The following is a 21,421-nucleotide window of genomic DNA, read 5'->3' as shown; positions in this document are numbered from 1 at the left end:
CGCCGTTCTCGGAAATATGCCGGTCCATCGCCTGGCTCCCAACCCTATCGTCGGCCAACGTGGTAGACGAAGCGCCGGTTCCGGGAGCGACGCGCCAGACATGAACTACCGACACGCCTTCCACGCCGGCAATTTCGCCGACCTGCAGAAGCACGCGATCCTGCTGGCCCTGCTGAAGGCGCTGACCGCCGAGGACGCGCCCCTGTCGGTCATCGACACCCATGCCGGGGCCGGGGCCTACGACCTGGGCGGCGACATGGCCCAGCGCTCGGGCGAGGCGGCGGCCGGGATCGGCCGGCTGCTGGCGATGGCCCAGGTCCCGGCGGTGTTCGCGCCGCTGGTGGCGGCGGTCAAGGCCCTGAACCGCGACGGGGCGGGGACGCTCTATCCCGGCTCGCCGCTGCTGGTCGCCCGCCATTTGCGCAAGATCGACCGCTATACCGCCTGCGAGCTGCGGCCCGACGACTTCGACAGCCTGCGCCGGACCCTGGCGCCTTACGCCTTCGCCCAGGCGGTCCAGGACGACGGCTACGCCACCGCCGCGGCGCGGGCCGGGAAGGGCGCCAAAAACGAGGGCCGCACCTTCGTGCTGATCGACCCGCCGTTCGAGCGCAGCGACGACTACGCCCAGATCGTCGCCACAACCCGGGCGGTGCTGGCCCGGGACAAGACGGCGGTGATCGCCGCCTGGACGCCGCTGAAGGACCTGGAAACCTTCGACGCCTTCATGCGGGCGATGGAAACCGTCACGAACGATGCGCTAGCTGCGGAACTGCGCCTGAGGCCTCTGACGGATCCAATGAAGATGAACGGCAGCGCGATGGTCATGGTCGGGGCGCCCCCGTCCACCGAAGGCGCGATCGCCGAGTCCACCACCTGGCTGGCCGACACCCTGGGCGAGGCCGGCGCCAAGGCGCGGATCTGGCGCGCGTGACGGCCCCCCAGCCTTCCTTCCGGGAAGCGTTCTGGGTCTGGCTCAAGGTCGGCTGCCTGGGCTTCGGCGGTCCGGCCGGCCAGATCGCCCTGCTGCACCGCGAAGTGGTCGAGCGGCGCGGCTGGGTCGACGAGGAGCGATTCGCCCACGCCCTGAGCTTCTGCATGCTGCTGCCGGGGCCGGAGGCCCAGCAACTGGCGACCTGGCTGGGCTGGCGGCTGCACGGCGTGCGCGGCGGGATCGCGGCGGGGCTGCTGTTCGTGCTGCCGGGCCTGGCGGTGATGCTTGGCCTGTCGGCGCTGTACGTCGCCCACGGCCAGGCGGCCTGGGCGGGGCCGGCCTTGCTGGGACTGAAGGCGGCGGTGGTCGCCCTGGTGCTGCAGGCCCTGATCCGCATGGGCGGTCGAGCGATCAAGGGCGCAGCCGGCTGGTGGGCGGCGGGCCTGGCCTTCGCCGCCCTGACCTTCACCGTCGTGCCCTTTCCGCTGATCATCCTGGCCGCCGGCGCGGTGGGCTGGATCCTGGGCGGCGGCGCGGTGGCGGTCGTACAGCCGGAAGCCGGGGCGCGGACCCCCTGGCGCACCACCCTTGTCTGCCTGGCCGTCTGGCTGGCGCCGGTGCTGCTGGCCCTGGCCTTCGCGCCGGGATCGACCCTGGCGCGGATGGGCGGGGTGTTCAGCGTCCTGGCGGTGGTCAGTTTCGGCGGCGCCTATGCGGCCCTGGCCTATGTCGGCCAGGCGGCGGGGGCGTTCGGCTGGCTGGCGCCCGGCCAGATGCTGGACGGCCTGGGCCTGGCCGAGACCACGCCGGGGCCGCTGGTGCTGGTGCTGGTCTTCGTCGGCTTCGTCGGCGCCTACCAGAACGCGCCGCCGGAATGGGCCTGGATCGCCGCCCTGGCCGGCGGGCTGATGGCCGCCTGGACCACCTTCGCGCCGTCGTTCCTGTGGATCTTCGCCGGCGGGCCATTCTTCGAGCGCCTGCGCTCGCGCCCGCGGCCCGCCCGCGCCCTGGCCCTGGTCTCGGCGGCGGCCGTCGGGGTGATCGCCAACCTCGCCGTCTGGTTCGCGATCCACCTGCTGTTCCGAGTGGGCGCGGTCCGGGCCTGGGGACCGCTACGGGCCGAGGCGCCCGACCTCGCCAGCGTCAATCTGCCGGCCGCGGCGCTGACCGTCCTGGCCTGCGGCCTGGTGTTCGCCCTGCGCGCCCCGATCCTGGCGGTGGTGGGGGCCATGGTCGCCGCCGGCCTGGCGCTGGGCGCCACCGGACTGATTTGAGCGAGAGCTGTGTTTTTTACGACTCGCCAAGTCGAAAACCGTGTTATGTTGCACTGCACAAAACGGTTGTTGGAGCTCGGCCATGACCCTGTCGTTCCTTCCCGAACTGCCCAAGATCGACCCCGAAAAAGGCCCCAACCTGGTGGCCGGCGCGGCCTCGCCGCTTTGGCTGGTGTTCGGCGGCGCGGCCATGGCCGGCGCCACCTGGTGGTGGTGGTCGGCCCGCTGGCGCGAGGCCGTCAATGTCGAGGCCCTGCTGGCCCCGACCCTGACCGGAACCTTGCCCGTCCCTGAATCGGTCGCGCTGGCGCCCGAGCCCGCCGTCGAAACCCCGATCGATCCCGTCACCGAGGCGCCGATCCTGGCCCCGATCGCGGCGACCGCCAGCGAGGCGGCCGCCGAAGCCGCGCTCGACACCGCCGAGACCGTGACGGCCGAGGCTCAGGACGTCGTGGAGGCCGCCGCCGAGCCGGTGGCCGAGGCGACCCTGTCGGCCGCCGACGACCTGACCCAGCTGGTCGGCATCGGTCCCAAGCTGGCCGCGTCCCTGGCCGAGCTGGGCGTGACGCGCTTCGAGCAGATCGCCGCCTGGGGCGCCGACGATCTGGCCGACTTCGACGTCAAGCTGAACCTCAGGGGCCGCGCCGAGCGGGACGCCTGGGTGGCCCAGGCCAAGCGGCTGACGGCCGGCGCCTGATCCCGTTCGACCGCTCGTCTGGCTAGTCCAGCCCGAACGCCGCCAGCAACCGGTCGGCGGCGGCCGAGGCGGGCAGGTCGCCGGCCCGCACCGCGCGCTCGACCTCCGCCGCGATCGCCGCCACGGCCGGCGCCTCGCGGAAGGCCTCGGCCAGACGGTCCTGGACCATGGCCCACATCCAGCGGCTGTCCTGGTCGGCCCGCCGGGCGGCCCGCGCGCCATTGGCGGTCATGATCTCGCGATGGCGGCCGATCTGGGCCCAGAGGACGTCGAGACCCGCTCCGGTCAGGCCGGAGGCGGTCAGCACCGGGGGCGTCCAGTCGGGCGAGGCCGGCGTCAGGATGTGCAGGGCGTTGCGATAGTCGCGGGCCGAGCGCTCGGCCCGGGCCGGGTCGGCGTCGGCCTTGTTGATCACCAGCAGGTCGGCCAGCTCGATCAGCCCCTTCTTGATGCCCTGCAATTCGTCGCCGCCGCCGGGGATCAGCAGGGCCAGAAAGATGTCGATCATGTCGGACACCACCGTCTCGGACTGCCCGACCCCGACGGTCTCGACGATGATCACGTCGAAGCCGGCCGCTTCGCATAGCAGCATGGCCTCGCGGGTCTTGCGCGCCACCCCGCCCAGGACCCCGCCAGAGGGCGAGGGGCGGATATAGGCGTCGGGATCGACGCTGAGCCGCTCCATCCGGGTCTTGTCGCCCAGGATCGAACCGCCATGCCGTCCAGACGAGGGATCGACGGCCAGCACCGCCACGCGGTGGCCGGCGGCGGTCAGCATCGAGCCGAAAGTCTCGATCGTGGTCGACTTGCCGGCCCCCGGCACGCCGGTGATCCCGATCCGCTGGGCCTGGCCGGTGCGCGGCATCAGCCGTTCCAGCAGGGCGCGGGCCGCCCTCTGGTGGTCGCGCCGCCGGCTCTCGACCAGGGTGATGGCACGGGCCAGGGCGGCGCGGTCTCCGGCCACCAGGCGGGTCTCAACGTCGGCGATGTCGATGGGCGGGCTCACCCGTCCCGCTTAGAGGACGACGGCGGCCGCGGAAACCGAAACCGTCATCGCGCCTTGCCGGAATGTCCCCGGAGCGGCAGGCTTGTACGCCGGATCGACAACCAACGGCGGGCCGGAGCGTTGACCTGACATGAGCGAACGCACCGCCGAGACTGTCGAGGGCTACGTCGTCGACGAAGGGCCCGCCAGCCAGCGCCAGAAGGCGCACCAGGCCTGGCGCCAGGCCGAGACCATCAAGCGGCTGTCCGACCGGCTGATCGGCCTGGGTCCGTTCGGCTTGGGGCTGGACGGCGTGCTGGCCTGGGTCCCGGGCGCGGGCCTGGCCTACGGTCTTGGCGCGGGCGGCCTGCTGCTGTTCCACGCCGTGCAGGCCAAGGCTTCGGCGCCGACCCTGGCGCGGATGGCGGCCTATCTGGCCGCCGACAACCTGTCCGACACCGTGCCGGTGCTGGGCTGGGCCGTCGACACCCTGTTCCCCGGCCACCTGATGGCCGCCCGGGCCCTGCAGAAGGACATCGAGACCCGGCACGGCCTGCCCGACGAGATCGACCCCAAAACCCGCAAGGCCAGGCGGGTGAAGAAGGCGCGGCGGTAGGCCGGTCAGCGGATCGGCGGCAGGTCCGTCAGGCGGAGCGCCAGTCGCGGGCAGGCCTGGGGCGAGACAATGTCCTGAGCCGAATGTCGACTCACATCGCGATAGAGGCCGCCGTCCGGATCGCGATGGACGATGAGGGTGTCGGTGTTGACGTCGACCACCCAGTACTCGCGCACCCCATGCTGCGCATACAGTTCCAGCTTGATCGACAGATCCTTGGCCAGCGTGGTCTGGGCGACCTCGATCACCAGGCCGACATTGGCGCCGGTCACCGATTCAAGCGGGATCGCCGCGTCATAGACATAGAGGTCGGGGTCCGGCGCATAGGTCGCCGACAGCCGCAGGGTCGAATCGACGATCACCTCGAACGCCTGGCCCGCCTGGGCCAGGAACGCCTTGGCGATCTGCATCTTCACGCGCGTATGCGGCGCGCCTTCCGAAGCCATCTCGACCAGCCCCCCGTCGATCAGTTCCACGCGCGCGTCTTCGTCGAGAATGCCGGCGGCCTGCATGCGCAGAACGTCATCCAGGGTGAACCTGTGCGGCTGGGAGGTTTCGAGCGCGCGGGCCAAGGCGTTCATGCCCCAGACTAACACGGGCGAACCGCGTTCGGAACTTTGGCCGGTCGCTGGCGGCCATAAGCGATCCACCAGACGCCAAGGCCGGTGACGAGGCCCGCGCCGGCGCTCAACGGCCACACGAACAGCGCCTCGCCGCCGCGCCAGCCGGCTAGCTTGATCGCCACGGCCGCGCTGGTCGCCGTCCAGAGAGCGTGCAGGGGGAAGCGGCGCCAGCTGGAGGTCGGAGCCGGGTTCGCCTCCGACAGGAAGGTGGAGGGTGTGGATGGACCCAATACAGACATCGCCTGCATGAGACCTTGTTCGAGGGGCGCTAGATGCAAACGGTCCGGCGGGACCTAGCGAAAGTGTGCGGCCTGAATCCCTTAGATAAATCAGGGAAATGCAGACGGTCGTGGCCCCGTTTAAGTTCTCTAAAAAGGCTCACGGTATGACGGTGCTCGCTCAAGGTTTGGCGTTTTTGCTGGCGTCCCAGAGTGCAGATTTCACTGTGCTCAGGACCCTCGATGGTTCGGACTTGCTGGTCGAAGGTATCGACGCACAGGTGATCGATCTCCCCAAGGGGATGAACGCGGAGTCCTTCGCCGAGCAAGTCGTTCGGGCCGAACACCTGAAAGCCTGGGATGACGGCCCAATACGCCGAAACGAAAGGCCGGAACCACTCGGCTATAAAGCGCTCAGCGACGGGAGCGGGAGAAGCACCGTCGTCTACTACTCGCGCGAGGGAAATGGGCCGAGCGTGGTTTGCCGGTTAAGAACGAGAGGGGCCACAGGCCTTAGCGCCGCCCGGTATCGCGCGCTGAGATGGTGCGCCGGGCAGCTAGGCATCGCGCTGCCGACATCACCTCCGCCACCGGTGGGGCGTAACTAAGCCGAGCATCGGGGCGAGAGCCGAATCTGGCGCCGGCGCCGCGCAATTTGAGCGGTTCGTTTGTCATTTGGCCGGACAAGGGTACGGTCGGTCTTCCAGCGATCGGTGACAGGAACTTATGGGCGTGGATCCGCGAACCAAGGCTCGATGGGCCGGTTTTGGGATATGCCTTATCTCGTGGCCGGTCCCGTTGTTGTTCCTGCTGTCGCCCTACCCGAAATTCGCAACACCCGCCTGGTTCATTACCTGGGGGCTGCTCTATGTCGTCTATCTTCAGCGAGCGCGGCTCATGGCTTGGGCCGTGACGTGGTATCGTCGAAGGACGGATAGCTGATCCAACCTTGATCGATCTTCACACGGCATGGCTGGCTGGACCCAATACCTGATCGCGTTGGCCGCGCTGCTGGTGCTGGCGCCGCTTGTCGCCTGGGCCGCTAAGCGGCTTGGCTCCAGGGCCAAGGGCGGCCTGATGCTGGCGTCCGTCCTGCTGGGGTTCGGCGCGGTGCTCGACCAACCCGCCAAGCACGCGATCGAGGCCGCTGAGCCGGTCAAGGGGGCGCCGGAGAACGACGAGCCTCCGCTCTCCTAGCCATCCCAACCGCAGGCGTGAAGCTGTCATCCTGTGCAATTGCAGCCCTCGTGGAGAAGGATAAGGCTTGGGGGATAGGCGGCGCTCCCTCCCCGCGAACAGCGACAAGAACGCCAGCCAATTCAACGCTCTGCAAGAAAAGCAGCGTCACATCCGCCGCCGGGCTCAAACTCCGCCCATACTTGTCCTCGCCCCGTCGCGGGGAGGACGTCCGGCCGGCGACCGAAGCGTGCGATGGGGGCGGTCGAGCGGGAAGCGTCCGTCGGCCGGCGTCGAGGGCTCCATCGAGCCGGTCGGCGGGACGTGGGGGTCCTTGGATTGGGACTTCGGGCGACCCGGATCGGACGGCGGGACCAAATCTTCGACGCCGAACGGCAGGCGCAGCAGGCCTGGGCTGAAATCGCCCAGGCGGTCCGGACGGGGTCGTCGCCCCTCCGCCCGTCGGGGGCCTCTCTCGGGAGCGGGTTAAGACCCCGCGCCCCGGAGGCTCACCGGAAAACGCGCCGCGCGGAGCGTTCGTGACGTGTCGAAACGGTACTCTGCTAAAACCCTACACCGGGCATGGCCCGGACGCTCCGCCGCCTCCCACCCGCCGGGATTCCCCGGTCGGGGGCATGCGCACGCGCGAGTCCCCGGATGTTTAGGCCGCCTCGCCCTGCGTATAGCCCAGCTGCTGGTTCAGCTTGTCCAGCAGCTCGATCACCGCCTCGGCGATCACCGTGCCGGGCGGGAAGATCGCCGCGGCGCCGGCGTCGCGCAGGGCCTGGAAGTCCTGGGGCGGGATCACGCCGCCGACAACCATCATGATGTCCGGCCGGCCTTGCCGGGCCAGTTCGGCCTTCAGCTCCGGGGCCAGGGTCAGGTGGCCGGCCGCCAGGGAGCTGGCGCCGACGATGTGGACGTCGTTCTCGACCGCCTGCTTGGCCGCCTCGGCCGGGGTCTGGAACAGCGGCCCGATGTCGACGTCGAAGCCCAGGTCGGCGAAGGCGGTGGCGATCACCTTCTGGCCCCGGTCGTGGCCGTCCTGGCCCATCTTGGCGACCAGGATGCGCGGTCGGCGGCCGTCGGCCTGCTCGAAGGCCTCGACCATGGCCTTGGCCCGGGCGGCGGCCGGATCGGCGCCGGCTTCCTTCATATAGACCCCCTGGATCGACTGGATGGTGGCGCGGTGGCGGCCGAAGACGTTTTCCATGGCCTGGCTGATCTCGCCGACCGTGGCGTGGGCCCGGGCCGCGTCGACCGCCAGGGCCAGCAGGTTGCCGGTCTCCCGGGCGCCGTCCTCCAGCGCCTTCAGGGCCGCCGCCGTCCGGGCCGGGTCGCGCTCGGCCTTCAGCCGGGCCAGCTTCTCCAGCTGCTGGTTGCGCACCGAGGTGTTGTCGACCTTCAGCACCGGGATGTCGTCGGCGATCTCGGGTTTGTAGCGGTTGACGCCCACGACGCTCTGCTTGCCGCTGTCGATGCGGGCCTGGGTCTTGGCGGCGGCCTCCTCGATGCGCAGCTTGGGCAGGCCCTGCTCGATGGCCTTGGCCATGCCGCCCAGGGCCTCGACCTCCTCGATATGGGCCAAGGCCCGGACCGCCAGGTCATGGGTCAGCTTCTCGACATAGTAGCTGCCGCCCCAGGGGTCGGCGACGCGGGTCGTGCCGCTTTCCATCTGCAGGAACAGCTGGGTGTTGCGGCTGATCCGGGCCGAAAAGTCGGTGGGCAGGGCCAGGGCCTCGTCCAGGCTGTTGGTGTGCAGGCTCTGGGTCTGGCCGTTGACCGCCGCCATGGCCTCGACGCAGGTGCGGGCGACGTTGTTGAACACGTCCTGGGCCGCCAGCGACCAGCCCGAGGTCTGGCTGTGGGTGCGAAGGCTCAGCGAGCGGTCGTCCTTGGGATCGAACTCGCGCTTCATCAGCCTGGCCCACAGCAGGCGGGCGGCGCGCATCTTGGCCACTTCCATGAAGTAGTTCATGCCGATCGCCCAGAAGAACGACAGGCGCGGGGCGAAGGTGTCGATGCTCATGCCGGCCGCGACGCCGGCCCGGGCGTACTCGATCCCGTCGGCCAGGGTATAGGCCAGCTCCAGGTCGGCCGAGGCCCCGGCCTCCTGCATGTGGTAGCCGCTGATCGAGATCGAGTTGAACTTGGGCATGTTCGCCGAGGTGTAGGCGAAGATGTCCGAGATGATCCGCATCGAGGGACCGGGCGGATAGATATAGGTGTTGCGGACCATGAACTCCTTGAGGATGTCGTTCTGGATGGTCCCGGAGAGCTTGTCGGGGCTGACGCCCTGTTCCTCGGCGGCGACGATGTAGAGCGCCAGGATCGGCAGCACCGCGCCGTTCATGGTCATCGAGACGCTCATCTTGTCGAGCGGGATGCCGCTGAACAGGGTGCGCATGTCGAGGATGGAGTCGATGGCCACGCCGGCCATGCCGACGTCGCCCTTCACCCGCTCGTGGTCGCTGTCGTAGCCGCGGTGGGTGGCCAGGTCGAAGGCGACCGAGAGGCCCATCTGGCCGGCGGCCAGGTTGCGTCTATAGAAAGCGTTGCTGTCCTCGGCGGTCGAGAAGCCCGCGTACTGCCGCACCGTCCACGGATTGGTCACGTACATGGTCGGATAGGGGCCGCGCACGAACGGCGCGACGCCGGGATAGCCGCCGGTGAAGTCCAGGCCGGCGGTGTCTTTGGCCGTGAAGGCGGGCGGCACCTCGATGCCTTCCGGCGTGGTCCAGGGTGCGCCTTCCGGAGCGGCCTTGGTCGCGGCGGCTTCGAACGGGAGGCTCGTGAAGTCGGGGAACTTGCTCATGCCCCTACCCCCATTGGGGCTCCCTCGAAGGCGGCCGAGAACCGGATGGGCGTCAGCGGCGGACAGCGGGAGTCGGGTCCGGGCACGCGGACGCTGGGCGAATCGACGGCGAAGTCATCGGCGCTGGGCGTGGCGACCTCCACCGGCTTGTCGTCGGCGTTGGGAAAGGCGGTGACGCCCAGGATCTTGCGGCGCTTGTCGGCGAAGGCGGCCTCCTGCGACGCTCGGGTGGCGCCGACGATGTCGGCGACCAGCCCGCTTTCCAGCGCCTTGACGATCCCGCCGGCCGCCTCGATCGCCTGGAAGCCGCCCCAGGCGGCGCGGGCCAGCTGGTCGGTCAGGCTGTCCAGGTACCAGGACCCGCCGGCCGGGTCGGCGACGCGGCCCAGGTGACTTTCCTCCATCAGGACGAGCTGGGTGTTGCGGGCCTGGCGACGGCCGAAGGCGGTGGGCAGGCCGATGGCGTCGGTGAAGGCGCCCAGCACGATGGCGTCCGCCCCGCCGACCGCCCCGGCGAAGCCCGCGGCGGTCAGGCGCAGCAGGTTGGTCCAGGCGTCGGCCCGGGTCAGCATCCGCTGCGACGAGCGGGCCTCGATGACGGCGGGAACCGATGCGCCGCAGGCCTCGGTGATCCGCGCCCACAGGGCCCGGGCGGCGCGGACCTTGGCCACGCCGGTGAAATATTCCGCGTCGAGACTGACGCCCAGGGTGATCCGGGAGAAGGCCTCCTGCAAGGAGAGACCGGCCCGCACCAAAGCCTTGGCGTAGGCCAGGGCGCAGGCGGCCATCACCGCCAGCTCCTCGGTGTTGGAGCCGCCGGCCTCGTGCGCCGCCCGGCCGGTGGCCAGCATCAGGCTGGCCTTGGCGTAGGTGTCCGACAGCCGCGCCCCGACCGTCGCCGTCGAGATCAGGTGGCTTTCGACCGGTCCCGGGCTGACGCCGGCCTGGGCGAAGGCGGTCAGCGGATCCATGTGGAAGGCCAGGGGCGCGTTGGGCGCGGCCTTGGCCAGGGCGGCCAGCCAGTCGGCGGCCTTGGGGCCCAGGAAGCCGGCGTCCAGGGCGACGGGGGCCAGGTCCAGCAGCACGCCGTTCAGCGCCTGGGCCAGGTCCTGCAACGAGCCGACGGCCACGCCGTTGACCCCGGCGGGATCGAGAACCAGCAGCACCGAGGCCGCGCCGCCCTCCAGGTCCTTGACGATCTCGGCGGCGGCCTGGCGGGGATCGGGATGGGCGGCGCGCATGCGCAGGTCCCAGGGGCGATCGGCGTCACGAGCTCGCAGGTCGCGGGCCACGGCCACGCCGTCCTGCGCCGTATAGAGCGGCTGGATGGCGACGCCGTCTGGGGTCTGGGTGATCAAGGCGTCGTCGAACGTCTGGCCCTTGAGGGTCCTTTCGACCAAGGCCATCCATGTCGAGCGGTCCGGGGCGCCAAAATCCTCGGCCAGCCGAGGGGACGGGTGATTCACGACGTCTGTCTCCTGCACCGCAGCATTTTCTTGTTTTGATCAGCAGATGCGCCCGTGCCGCAGGGGAGGTCAAGCGCTTGCGCCGGGTGCGAACGACCGTTTAAGCTAACGCTGTTTACATGCGCCGCCCGAAGCGGCCGCCCAAAGGAGACGTTCCCATGGCCTTGCCGCCGATCCTGCGTGACCGCCTGCGCCTGCCTGTCATCGCGTCTCCGCTGTTCATCATCAGCAATCCGGACCTGGTCATCGCCCAGTGCAAGGCCGGGATCGTCGGCTCGTTCCCCGCCCTGAACGCCCGGCCGATCTCGCAGCTCGACGAATGGCTGGCCCGGATCACTGAGGAACTGGCCGCCCATGACAAGGCCCATCCCGACGCGCCGTCGGCTCCGTTCGCCGTCAACCAGATCGTCCATAAGAGCAACAACCGGCTCCAGGAGGATGTCGAGCTCTGTGTGAAGTACAAGGCGCCGGTGGTCATCACCTCGCTGGGCGCACGGGAGGACCTGAACGCCGCGATTCACTCCTACGGCGGCATCACCCTGCACGACGTGATCAACGACAAGCACGCCCACAAGGCCATCGAAAAGGGCGCGGACGGCCTGATTCCGGTGGCGGCCGGGGCCGGCGGCCATGCCGGGACCCTGTCGCCGTTCGCCCTGGTCCAGGAGATCCGCCAGTGGTTCGACGGACCGGTGGCGCTGTCGGGCTCGATCGCCTCGGGCCGCTCGATCCTGGCCGCCCAGGCCATGGGCGCGGACCTGGCCTATGTGGGCTCGGCCTTCATCGCCACCAAGGAGGCCAACGCGCCTCAGGGCTACAAGGACACCATCGTCGAGGCCCGCGCCAACGACATCGTCTATTCGAACCTGTTCACCGGCGTGCACGGCAACTATCTGCGCCAGTCGATCGTCCGGGCGGGGCTGGATCCCGAGAACCTGCCGGTCAGCGACCCGTCAGCCATGAATTTCGGCTCCGGCGGCAACCAGGAGGCCAAGGCCTGGCGCGACATCTGGGGCTCCGGCCAGGGCGTCGGGGCCATCGACGCGGTGCTGTCGGCGGCTGAACTGGTGGCCAAGTTCGCGGAGCAATACGAGGACGCGAAAGCGGAGTTGGCCGCCAAGACCGCGCTGACTTCCGGTAACCGCCTGGCTTTCGCGGCCCAATAGGCGGAGACGGGCAGGGGATCGACAGCCGTCGATCCTCGGGGACTCGCGGCGGGGCGACACTGGAGGCGTTGAAACCCTCCAGGAGTTCCCATGTCCAACACCACCACGCCTCGCCTGTCGCTGCCCTTCGTGGCGGCCGGCCGGGCCCAGAAGCACATCACGGTCAACGAGGCGCTCGGCAGGCTGGACGGCCTGGTCCAGCTGGCGGTCCAGAGCCGTACGGTCGCCGCCCAGCCGGCTTCGCCGGCCGACGGGGCGATGCACATTCTGCCAGCGGGAGCGACCGGCGCCTCGTGGTTCGACAAGGCCGCCGGCCTGCTGGCCCATTATGTCGATGGCGCCTGGGAGGCCCTGACGCCCAAGGCCGGCTGGCTGGCCTGGATCATCGACGAGGGCCTGGCCCTGATCCACGATGGCGAGAACTGGACCCCGCTGTCCTCGACCTTCAAGGCCCTGACCGCCGCCCGTTCGCCATTCTTCGCCACTACGCGGTTCGAGATCCTTGATCAGGAAGTGGCCTTGTCGGGCGCCTCGGTGGCCACCACCGTGATGATCCCGGCTCGCGCCATCGTGCTGGGCGTCTCGACCCGCACCAGCGCGGCGATCACCGGGGCGACATCCTACAGCTGCGGCGTGGCCGGGGAGGCGGGCAAGTTCGGCGCGTCGCTGGGCGTGGCCAAGAACGCCAGCAATGTCGGGGTGATCGGCCCGACGGCCTACTATGCCGACACGCCGGTGGTGATCACGGCGGCCGGCGGCGCCTTCACCGGCGGCAAGGTGCGGGTGTCGATCCACGCGATGCGCTTCGACCCGCCGGCCAGCGTCTGATCTCCGAAGGGGGACAGGCGCATGCGCCTGTCCCCAGCCCGCGCGCCTCCATCGCATTGACCCCAAACGCCATTCCCGCTACTCACCCCGTCACCTTTGGGGAGTAGCCGCCCGCGTCCATCAGCGGGGCTCGTCGTCAACACACTTGCCTTTCGAGGCATGGCGCGGGTGAAGGAAGCAGCAGCTTCCGCGGCGAGACCAATGGCGTCGGTTTCCGTTCCGGGCTGGGCGGGGTCTCCGACGCTATTGGCGTGCGCTCGGCCCGGACGGTGTTTGATCCATGGAATCCCTGCTCGTTTCGGCCCTCGTGGTGGCCATCGCCGAGATCGGCGACAAGACCCAGCTGTTGGCCATCATCCTGGCCACCCGCTTCAAGAAGCCCGTTCCGATCATTCTGGGCATACTGGTCGCCACCCTGGCCAACCATGCCCTGGCGGCCCTGGCCGGCTCGCTGGTCTCGGGCCTGTTCGACGGCGCTTGGTTCAAGTGGGCCATCGCGGTGTCGTTCGTCGCCATGGCGGCCTGGGCCCTGATCCCCGACAAGGCCGACGACGACCTGCCCGGCGGCGCGGGCCGCTATGGGGTGTTCCTGACCACCACCATCGCCTTCTTCCTGGTCGAGATGGGCGACAAGACCCAGATCGCCACGGTCGCGCTGGGCGCGCGGTTCCACGACGTGTTCTGGGTCGCGGCCGGCACGACCCTGGGCATGATGGCCGCCAACATCCCCGCCGTGTACCTGGGCGAGGCGGCGACGAAGGTCGTACCACTGAAGTATGTCCGCCTCGGCGCGGCCCTGATCTTTCTGGGGTTGGGCGTCTGGGCGGGTGTCGAGGCTTTCCGCGCCTGACGCCCTTGATGCCGGGCGCCCGCGACGCCAAAAGAGTGCCCGGCAAAGGGGATCTTGATGACCGACCGCGGCTGGGAGTTCTGGATCGACCGCGGCGGCACCTTCACCGACATCGTCGCGCGGCGACCGGACGGAACCCTGCTGACCCATAAACTGCTGTCGGAAAACCCTGAGCAGTATGACGACGCGGCCGTGGCCGGCGTGCGGGTCCTGCTCGGCGACGCCGGCGCCATCGACGCGGTTAAGATGGGCACCACCGTGGCCACCAACGCCCTGCTCGAACGAGCGGGCGAGCCCACGGTGCTGGTGATCACCCGAGGCCACGCCGACGCCCTGCGCATCGGCTACCAGGCCCGGCCCAAGCTGTTCGACCGCCGCATCGTCAAGCCCGAGGCGCTGTACGCACGGGTGGTCGAGATCGACGAGCGGATGAGCGTCGAGGGATCGGTGCTGAGGCCGCTGGACGAGGTCGCCGCCCGCGCCGATCTGCAAGCCGCCTTCGACGCAGGCTTCCGCGCCGCAGCCATCGTGCTGCTGCACGGCTTCCGCTTCACCGACCACGAAGCGCGGGTCGCGGCGATCGCCCGTGAGGTCGGCTTCACCCAGGTCTCGGTGAGCCACGAGGTCAGCCCGCTGATGAAGCTGGTCGGGCGAGGCGACACCACGGTGGTCGACGCCTATCTCTCGCCCATCCTGCGTCGCTATGTTGACAAGGTGGCGGATGCGTTGGGACGCGAGACGCGCCTGCTGTTCATGCAGAGCAACGGCGGTCTGACCGACGCTCACGCCTTTCGGGGCAAGGACGCGATCCTGTCCGGCCCGGCCGGCGGCGTGGTGGGCATGGCCAGGACGGCGACCCAGGCCGGGTTCGAGCGGGTGATCGGCTTCGACATGGGCGGCACCTCGACCGACGTCTGCCACTTCGCGGGCGAGTACGAGCGGGCCTATGAGACGGTGGTGGCGGGCGTGCGGATGCGCGCGCCGATGATGAACATCCACACCGTGGCGGCCGGCGGCGGCTCGATCTGTTCGTTCGACGGCGCGCGGTTCCGCGTCGGTCCGGCCTCCGCCGGCGCCAACCCCGGCCCCGCCTGCTACCGGCGCGGCGGCCCGCTGACGGTGACCGACTGCAACGTCATGCTGGGCAAGCTGTCGCCGGCCTTCTTCCCGGCGGTGTTCGGCCCCGACGCCGACCAGCCGCTGGATCGCGAGGTGGTCGTCGCCAGGTTCGAGGCGCTGGCCGCCGAGATCCTGGCGGCCACCGGCAAGGCCATGACGCCGGAGGAGATCGCCGAGGGCTTCGTGACCATCGCCGTCGAGAACATGGCCAAGGCCGTGCGGCAGATCTCGATCCAGCGGGGCTACGACGTCACCCGCTACGTGCTGGCCTGCTTCGGCGGCGCGGGCGGCCAGCACGCCTGCCTGGTGGCCGACGCCCTGGGCATGACCGAGGTGATGATTCATCCGTTTGCTGGGGTGCTGAGCGCCTACGGCATGGGCCTGGCCGACCTGCGGACCCTGCGCGAGGCGACCGTGGAGCAGCCGCTGGCGCAGGCCGCCGAAGATCTGACCGTCCGCGCCGCGGTCCTGGCGGGCGAGGCCGAGGCCGCGCTCCGGGCCCAGAACGTGCCGCTGGTCCGGATCGAGACGATCGCCAGCCTGCTGGTCAAGTACGCCGGGACCGACACGTCGCTGCGCGTGCCGCTAGGCGACGCCACGGCCGTGCGCGCAGCGTTCGAGGCCCTGCACCAGCGGCGGTTCGGCTTCGTTTCGCCGGGCACGGCGCTGGTCGTCGAGGCTCTGGCCGTGGAAGCGATCGGTCACGCCGATGCCGGGGACGCGCCCGATCTGGGGTCCGGCGCCGAATCCCAGCCCGAGCCGCTGGCGACTCTGATCGTCCGCATGGCCGGCGCCGACCAGGCCACGCCTGTCTTCGATCGGGCCGCCCTGCCGATCGGCGGCGAGGTGGCGGGGCCGGCCATCGTCCGCGAGGCGACCGGCACCACGGTGATCGAGCCGGGCTGGCGAGCCACGGTCGATCGTCACCTGAACCTGATCCTCGACCGGGTCGCGCCCTTGGTGCCCCGCCACGCCGCCGGGACCCAGGCCGATCCGGTGATGCTGGAGGTGTTCAACAACCTGTTCATGGCCGTGGCCGAGGAGATGGGCTTCGCGCTGCAGAACACCGCCTATTCGGTCAACATCAAAGAGCGGCTGGATTTCTCCTGCGCGCTGTTCGACCGCGACGGCAACCTGATCGCCAACGCCCCGCACATGCCCGTGCACCTGGGCTCGATGGGCGACAGCGTGCGGGCGATCCGGGACGGGCGGCTGCACGACGGCCGGGGTCTGCGGCCTGGCGACGTCTACATGCTCAACGCCCCCTACAACGGCGGCACCCATCTGCCGGACGTTACGGTGGTCATGCCGGTGTTCGACGCGGCCGGGGTCCTGACCTTCTACGTCGCCGCCCGCGGCCATCAGGGCGACATCGGCGGGATCACGCCAGGTTCCATGCCGCCGGGCAGCCGCACGGTCGAGGAGGAGGGGGTGCTGATCGAGAACTTCCTGCTGGTCGAGGGCGGGCGGTTCCGCGAGGCCGAGGTCCGGGCCCTGCTGGCCTCGGGCCCCTGGCCGGCCCGCAATCCCGACCAGAACATCGGCGACCTCAAGGCCCAGGTGGCGGCCTGCGCACGCGGCGCCGAGAGCCTGACCGGCCTGGTCGCCGAGTTCGGCCAGGACGTGGTCGAGGCCTACATGGCCCACGTGCAGGACAATGCCGAGGAGGCCGTGCGGCGGGTGCTGGCGACCCTGTCGGACGGGGCGTTCGCCTACGAGCTGGACGACGGCTCGGTGGTGAAGGTGGCGATCACCGTCGACCGCGCGGGTCGGACCGCGCGGGTCGACTTCACTGGAACCAGCGACCAGGTCCCGACCAATTTCAACGCCCCGGCCTCGATCTGCCGGGCGGCGGCGCTGTACGTTTTCCGCACGCTCGTGGACGACGAGATCCCGATGAACGACGGCTGCCTGCGGCCGGTCGAGCTGGTGATCCCCGAGGGTTCGATGCTGCGGCCGCGCTATCCGGCGGCCGTGGTGGCCGGCAATGTCGAGACCAGCCAGGTGGTGGTCGACGCCCTCTATGGCGCCTTGGGCGTGATGGCCGCCGCCCAGGGGACGATGAACAACTTCACCTTCGGCGACGACCGGCGGCAGTACTACGAGACGATCTGCGGCGGGGCCGGGGCGGGACCGGACTTCGACGGCGCCGACGCGGTCCAGACCCATATGACCAACAGCCGCCTGACCGACCCGGAGGTGCTGGAGAGCCGCTACCCGGTGCTGGTCGAGGCCTTCTCGATCCGGCGCGGCTCGGGGGGCGCAGGGGCGCATCGCGGCGGCGACGGTGTGGTGCGGCGGATCGGCTTCCGCGAACCGATGACCGCGACCCTGCTGTCCAACCGGCGACGGGTGGCGCCGTTCGGTCTGGCGGGCGGCGGCGAGGGGCTGGTGGGCTCGGCGCGGGTCGAGCGGGCCGACGGCTCGGTTCAGGCGCTGGGCGCGACCGACGCGGTGGAGGTCGCGGCGGGGGACACAATCGTGATCGAGACGCCGGGCGGCGGGGGTTACGGGGTCGCCTAACCGAGGTCCTCCCTTCGACCCTAAGCCCCGTCCCTGATTGTCCCCGCTCGCCAAGCCAGCAGCAGCCAGCCGGCCAGGAAGCATAGGCCTCCAAACGGGGTGACCAGGCCCAGGATGTGCGGCGCGCCGAAGGCCAGGGCGTACAGCGAGCCGGAGAACAGCACGGCGCCGGCCAGGAACAGGGCGGGGACGGTTACATCCGCCCTGCCGCCCGATTTGCGCAACGCCAGCCAGCCGAACACCGCCAGGGCGTGGGTCATCTGGTACAGCGATCCGGTATGCAACAGCTCGGCCGCCCGGGCGTCCTTGGCGCCGTGGGCCGCGAAGGCCCCGAACGCCACGGCCAGGAAGCCGCTGAGGGCGGCCAGGCGGACCACGAGGGCCGGGCCGCGCATCACTTCTTGTGCTTGTTGTGCGCGGCCAGCTCGGCCGGCTTGATGTCGAGGAACGACGGGGCGGCGGCGTTGTAGGCGTCGGTCTTGTGCAGGTCGATGACCACGCTGCGATGGCCTTCCCAGATCATGTGCATGGCGACGTACAGCACGATGGCCAGGCCCACGAAGCCGATCCAGCGGTGCTTGTGCAGCAGGTTGGCGATGGCGGTGGCGGCCACGCCCATCAGGATGATCGACAGCAGCAGGCCGAACACCAGGATGGCCGGGTGCTCGCGGGCCGCGCCGGCCACGGCCAGCACGTTGTCCAGCGACATCGAGACGTCGGCGATCAGCACCTGCAGGAAGGCCTGCCTGAAGCTCTTGGCCGGCTTGACGCGCGGTTCGGTGGCCGGATCGTTGTCCAGGATGGCGCGAGCGTCCTCCTGGTCGTGGGTGATCTGTTCGCGCAGCTCGCGCCACATCTTCCAGCAGACCCACAGCAGCAGCACGCCGCCCGCCAGCAGCAGGCCGATCACGCCCAGCAGCCAGGTGGTGATCAGGGCGAAGCTGATGCGCAGCACCACGGCCGCGCCCAGGCCGTAGAGGATGACCTTCTTGCGGTCCTTGGCCGGCAGGCCTCCGGCCGCCAGCCCCACGGCCACGGCGTTGTCGCCCGCCAGGACGAGGTCGATCATCAAGACGGACAGGAAGGCCGCGAACGGACCGTTCAGTCCGCCCGCCTGGGCGAGGAGCGCGTCAAACATGCGGCCTCAATGCGTCAGGCGGACGGGTCTGGCAAGCGTCCGTTAGTCCACCGACTCCAGTTCCTTGCGCGCGGCGCCCTCACGGCCGGGGGCGTCCGGCGCGGCGGGCTCGAACGGGTTGTGCTCCGGCCGGCCAGGGCCGCCGTGCGGGGCGGCCGTCGCGGGGGGCCTCGGCGTGTCGAACCCCATGTGGTCGTGGCTGTACTCGGCCTGGGTGCGGACCCGGCGGCGACGCTCGGCCTGGGCTCTGGCCTGGGCCGCCGCGGCGTTGCGCGAGATCACCACCAGGATCAGCAGGGCCAGCAGCACCAGAGCGCCGCCGAGCAGCGACTTGCCCGGGATCTTGCCCACCCCCGGCACGTCCACCATCGCGTAGCGGTTGAGGTCGGGCAGGGCGCCCCTGAGGTGATCGGCCTTGTCCTTTACCGCGTCCTCGATCGGGGCCACCTGCCTGGCGATCGAGCCCAGGGTGAACTCCTGGGCCGGCTTGGCGCCGTTCAGGCTCGCGCCGAACTCGGCCTTCAGCGGCCCCTGGGCGGCGGCGGTCGGCTTGACCAGCCAGGCGAAGGTGATCGGCTGGCCGGGCTTGACCACGGTTGTCTGGCGGCCGCTGGGAGCGATCTCATAGCCCGGGCCTCGCAGATCGGCATGGGCGCTGATCTTCCGGGCCGCCTGGCTCAGGCCCAGCTTGGCGGCTTCCGTCCTGATCCGGTCGCCCAGGGTGGCGGGCAGGGACAGGGTGACCTGGCCCTCCTGGCCCGCGGTCAGGCTTTGCGCCACGGCCAGGGTCGCGCCCCGGGCGGCTTCGGGCCCGACGGTCGCCTGCAGCGTCGGCAGCGGGGCTGGCAGCTTGGCGGCTGGAGCGGCCGGGGTGATCGGCGCGACGATCGGCGCCCGGGCCGGGGCCTCGGCCGGCTGGGCGACGGCCACGGGCTTTAGCGGAGCCGGAGCGGGCGCCACGGCCACCGGCCTGGGCGCGGGCGGGGCGACCGGCGCCGGCCTGGCCGCGGAGCGGGCCGCGGCGTGGGCGACCGGCGCGGCGACCCGGGCCGGGGCGCGGACAGGCGCGACAGGCGGCGACGCCACATGGGGCCGGAGGGCCGGCACGACCGGCGCGGGCTGTGCGCGGCGGACAGGGGCGCGAACGGGTGATGGCGAGTCCTGCGGATCGGCGATCGGCGCCATGGCGGTGACCAGGGTCCCGTCGGGGCGACGCCAGGTCTTCAGGGGCGACTCGGTCGCGGCGACCGGGACCTGGGAGTCCGCGGCGCTGGGCGGACCGCCCAGCAGGCCGTCGGCCGGCGCGGCTTCTGCAACGGGGCCGGGGGGCTGCGTCGTCTCGTAACCGAACTCCGCCGGCGCGGCCGGCGGAGCCTCGACCGGCGTGCGCGCGCCGCAGCCGGCGATCATCAGGACGCTCACCGCGCAGCTGGCCAAAACCGTCGAGCGGAGCGCCGCCGAACGGAGTGTATCAGGCGCCATCGGCTCCCTCGATTTACGGTCAGATGTCTTCGCCAAGCGGAGCCTCGCGTCCCCGCTCAAGAAAACCACGTCGTCGCGATGAAATCAAAACGGTTAACGGCGATTCACGAACCGGTTTCTTCTCAGGCGCGAACTTTCGACGCTTCGTAGAGCGCCACCGCCGCTGCGGCGGACACGTTCAGGCTCTCGAAGCCGCCGGGCATGGCGATCTTGCCCATCACGTCGCAGTGCTCGGCGACCAGCCGGCGCACGCCTTCGCCCTCCGACCCCAGCACCAGGACCGTCGGACGATCATCCAGCACCTGGTCCAGCGTGCCCTCGGCCTCGCCGGCCAGGCCCACGGCCCGCCAGCCCAGGTCGGCCAGCTCCTCCAGGGCGCGGGAGAGATTGACCACGCGCGCGTAGGGGATCTTGTCCACCGCCCCGACGGCGGTCTTGGCCAGCACGCCGGTCAGGGCGGGGGCGTGGCGGTCCTGCAGAATCACCCCCCGGGCTCCGAAGGCGGCGGCCGAGCGGAAGATCGCGCCGATGTTCTGCGGGTCGGTGATCTGGTCCAGCATGACCAACAGGCCCTGGGCCGGGGTCCCCAGGTCGTGGACGCTCAGCATCTCCGGCTCGTCGATCTTCAGGGCCAGGCCCTGGTGCACGGCGCCGGCCGGCAACTGGCGGGCGATGTCGGCCCCTTCCATGATCTGCAGGAAGGACGCGCGGCTGAGCGCCGGAGCGAGTCGTTTGGCGCGATCGGGGGTGGCCAGAAGGCGTTTCGGAGCCGGCCTGGCGGGGTTGGAAAGCGCGGCCTCGACGGCGTGAATCCCCCAGATCCAGTCCTTGGCGTCGCCCTGGCCCTTGGAAAACTTGTTGTTTTCCCGAGGCTTGGAACGAAAATCACGTCCGGGCGAAGAAGGCTTTTTCCGGTCGTTGCGTTCGGAATGAGAGGACACTATAAGACGCGCTCCGATTTGGGGCCCTGAGGGTTTCCAAGAGCCAGGGCGGCGCTGCTTTAGCACCGTCTCACAGGTCTCGAGGAAGCTTTTGTTCCTTTTTCGCGACAGGCGGTCCGCCGCCGGTTTCGAGGAGGGAAGGGTCGCTTTGAAGGAACTCTGTCGCGCGCTGGGGGAATGTCCCGAGTGGCAAAGGGGGGGGACTGTAAATCCCCTGGCGTACGCCTTCGTAGGTTCGAGTCCTACTTCCCCCACCACGCGCGACGAGAGCTCCGACGAGGCCTGGACCCCAAAGAAGCCAGACCGGGAGCCGATCGCGACCCCGCTAGACCCCCTTTGGGTATTGGGCGGGTATAGCACAATGGTAGTGCAGCAGCCTTCCAAGCTGAGGATGCGGGTTCGATTCCCGCTACCCGCTCCAGCTCCCAATACTGAAATTCCCTGAAACAAGCCCGCCGGCGCGAAGGTAGAGACGATGGCCAAGGAAAAGTTCGAACGCACTAAGCCGCACTGCAACATCGGCACGATCGGTCACGTTGACCACGGCAAGACGACGTTGACGGCGGCGAT

At 70.1% G+C, this 21,421-nt stretch carries 19 protein-coding genes and 2 tRNA genes; 12 read left to right on the top strand and 9 right to left on the bottom strand.

The window, feature by feature from the left end; all coding sequences use genetic code 11:
* The first annotated feature begins 100 nt into the window (after nt 1–100).
* The 3 genes from rlmJ (at nt 101) to EV278_RS23045 (ending at nt 2,905) form a co-directional block, all read left to right on the top strand.
* Nucleotides 101–934, top strand: a complete 834-nt coding sequence (gene rlmJ / locus EV278_RS23055; protein WP_132096443.1) for a 23S rRNA (adenine(2030)-N(6))-methyltransferase RlmJ — start codon at nt 101–103, stop codon at nt 932–934.
* Complete coding sequence (gene chrA, locus EV278_RS23050; protein WP_132096441.1) at nt 931–2,208, top strand: chromate efflux transporter; 1,278 nt, start codon at nt 931–933, stop codon at nt 2,206–2,208. Before rlmJ ends, chrA begins: the two co-directional genes overlap by 4 nt.
* 82 nt (nt 2,209–2,290) lie before the next feature.
* Nucleotides 2,291–2,905, top strand: a complete 615-nt coding sequence (locus EV278_RS23045) for a hypothetical protein (protein WP_132096439.1) — start codon at nt 2,291–2,293, stop codon at nt 2,903–2,905.
* Between the two features lie 22 nt (nt 2,906–2,927).
* Here the strand turns inward: EV278_RS23045 and meaB are convergent, their stop codons facing one another.
* On the bottom strand, nt 2,928–3,911 hold the full coding sequence (gene meaB / locus EV278_RS23040; RefSeq protein ID WP_132096437.1) for a methylmalonyl Co-A mutase-associated GTPase MeaB: 984 nt from the start codon (nt 3,909–3,911) through the stop codon (nt 2,928–2,930).
* A 130-nt stretch (nt 3,912–4,041) separates the two neighbouring features.
* Between meaB and EV278_RS23035 the strand changes: the two genes are divergently transcribed.
* Nucleotides 4,042–4,506, top strand: a complete 465-nt coding sequence (locus EV278_RS23035; RefSeq protein ID WP_132096435.1) for a DUF4112 domain-containing protein — start codon at nt 4,042–4,044, stop codon at nt 4,504–4,506.
* Between the two features lie 5 nt (nt 4,507–4,511).
* Here EV278_RS23035 and EV278_RS23030 read toward each other — a convergent pair whose 3' ends face one another.
* Together EV278_RS23030 and EV278_RS23025 are read right to left on the bottom strand one after the other, a co-directional pair.
* Nucleotides 4,512–5,087, bottom strand: coding sequence for a Uma2 family endonuclease (locus EV278_RS23030; protein ID WP_132096433.1), 576 nt, complete (start codon nt 5,085–5,087; stop codon nt 4,512–4,514).
* A gap of 8 nt (nt 5,088–5,095) precedes the next feature.
* Complete coding sequence (locus tag EV278_RS23025) at nt 5,096–5,377, bottom strand: hypothetical protein (RefSeq protein WP_132096431.1); 282 nt, start codon at nt 5,375–5,377, stop codon at nt 5,096–5,098.
* Nucleotides 5,378–6,316: 939 nt separating this feature from the next.
* Between EV278_RS23025 and EV278_RS23020 the strand changes: the two genes are divergently transcribed.
* Nucleotides 6,317–6,544, top strand: a complete 228-nt coding sequence (locus tag EV278_RS23020; protein ID WP_132096429.1) for a hypothetical protein — start codon at nt 6,317–6,319, stop codon at nt 6,542–6,544.
* Nucleotides 6,545–7,184: 640 nt separating this feature from the next.
* Here EV278_RS23020 and scpA read toward each other — a convergent pair.
* Together scpA and EV278_RS23010 are read right to left on the bottom strand one after the other, a co-directional pair.
* Nucleotides 7,185–9,338: a methylmalonyl-CoA mutase gene (gene scpA / locus EV278_RS23015; RefSeq protein ID WP_132096427.1), complete on the bottom strand. Its 2,154-nt coding sequence runs from the start codon at nt 9,336–9,338 to the stop codon at nt 7,185–7,187.
* Entirely contained in the window at nt 9,335–10,744 is a 1,410-nt protein-coding gene (locus EV278_RS23010; protein ID WP_132096461.1) for a methylmalonyl-CoA mutase family protein, read from the bottom strand. The genes scpA and EV278_RS23010 overlap by 4 nt, the downstream gene beginning before the upstream one ends.
* Before the next feature lie 218 nt (nt 10,745–10,962).
* Here EV278_RS23010 and EV278_RS23005 point away from each other — a divergent pair, with 218 nt between their 5' ends.
* From EV278_RS23005 to EV278_RS22990, 4 genes are all read left to right on the top strand, one after another.
* Nucleotides 10,963–11,970, top strand: a complete 1,008-nt coding sequence (locus tag EV278_RS23005; protein WP_132096426.1) for a nitronate monooxygenase family protein — start codon at nt 10,963–10,965, stop codon at nt 11,968–11,970.
* A gap of 90 nt (nt 11,971–12,060) precedes the next feature.
* Nucleotides 12,061–12,798 (top strand): DUF2793 domain-containing protein, encoded by a 738-nt coding sequence (locus EV278_RS23000; protein ID WP_132096424.1) that lies wholly within the window; start codon nt 12,061–12,063, stop codon nt 12,796–12,798.
* Between the two features lie 280 nt (nt 12,799–13,078).
* Nucleotides 13,079–13,648 (top strand): TMEM165/GDT1 family protein, encoded by a 570-nt coding sequence (locus EV278_RS22995; protein ID WP_132096422.1) that lies wholly within the window; start codon nt 13,079–13,081, stop codon nt 13,646–13,648.
* A 57-nt stretch (nt 13,649–13,705) separates the two neighbouring features.
* Nucleotides 13,706–17,290, top strand: a complete 3,585-nt coding sequence (locus EV278_RS22990) for a hydantoinase B/oxoprolinase family protein (RefSeq protein ID WP_132096420.1) — start codon at nt 13,706–13,708, stop codon at nt 17,288–17,290.
* A 20-nt stretch (nt 17,291–17,310) separates the two neighbouring features.
* Here EV278_RS22990 and EV278_RS22985 read toward each other — a convergent pair whose 3' ends face one another.
* The 4 genes from EV278_RS22985 to rlmB all read right to left on the bottom strand — a co-directional run bounded on the left by EV278_RS22985 (nt 17,311) and on the right by rlmB (nt 20,851).
* Nucleotides 17,311–17,685: a DUF423 domain-containing protein gene (locus EV278_RS22985; RefSeq protein WP_132096418.1), complete on the bottom strand. Its 375-nt coding sequence runs from the start codon at nt 17,683–17,685 to the stop codon at nt 17,311–17,313.
* Nucleotides 17,685–18,428, bottom strand: a complete 744-nt coding sequence (locus EV278_RS22980) for a TerC family protein (protein ID WP_132096416.1) — start codon at nt 18,426–18,428, stop codon at nt 17,685–17,687. Before EV278_RS22980 ends, EV278_RS22985 begins: the two co-directional genes overlap by 1 nt.
* Before the next feature lie 42 nt (nt 18,429–18,470).
* Nucleotides 18,471–19,910, bottom strand: coding sequence for a hypothetical protein (locus tag EV278_RS22975; RefSeq protein WP_132096414.1), 1,440 nt, complete (start codon nt 19,908–19,910; stop codon nt 18,471–18,473).
* A 122-nt stretch (nt 19,911–20,032) separates the two neighbouring features.
* A complete protein-coding gene (rlmB, locus tag EV278_RS22970; protein WP_132096412.1) occupies nt 20,033–20,851 on the bottom strand; it encodes a 23S rRNA (guanosine(2251)-2'-O)-methyltransferase RlmB in 819 nt (272 codons plus the stop codon).
* Between the two features lie 171 nt (nt 20,852–21,022).
* On the opposite strand from rlmB, the gene EV278_RS22965 reads away from it, so the two are divergent.
* From EV278_RS22965 to EV278_RS22955, 3 genes are all read left to right on the top strand, one after another.
* A tRNA-Tyr gene (locus EV278_RS22965) sits at nt 21,023–21,108 on the top strand.
* A gap of 90 nt (nt 21,109–21,198) precedes the next feature.
* Nucleotides 21,199–21,272: transfer RNA gene (locus EV278_RS22960), tRNA-Gly, on the top strand.
* Between the two features lie 54 nt (nt 21,273–21,326).
* Nucleotides 21,327–21,421, top strand: a 95-nt coding sequence (locus EV278_RS22955; RefSeq protein ID WP_132095103.1) for a GTP-binding protein, incomplete at its 3' end; no start/stop codon positions are given.

This window comes from Caulobacter sp. BK020 (assembly GCF_004342605.1).
In the GTDB taxonomy this organism is placed as follows: Bacteria; Pseudomonadota; Alphaproteobacteria; order Caulobacterales; family Caulobacteraceae; genus Caulobacter.
Note: the sequence above shows the minus strand (reverse complement) of the source record. Positions and strands in the feature narration are given on the sequence as shown.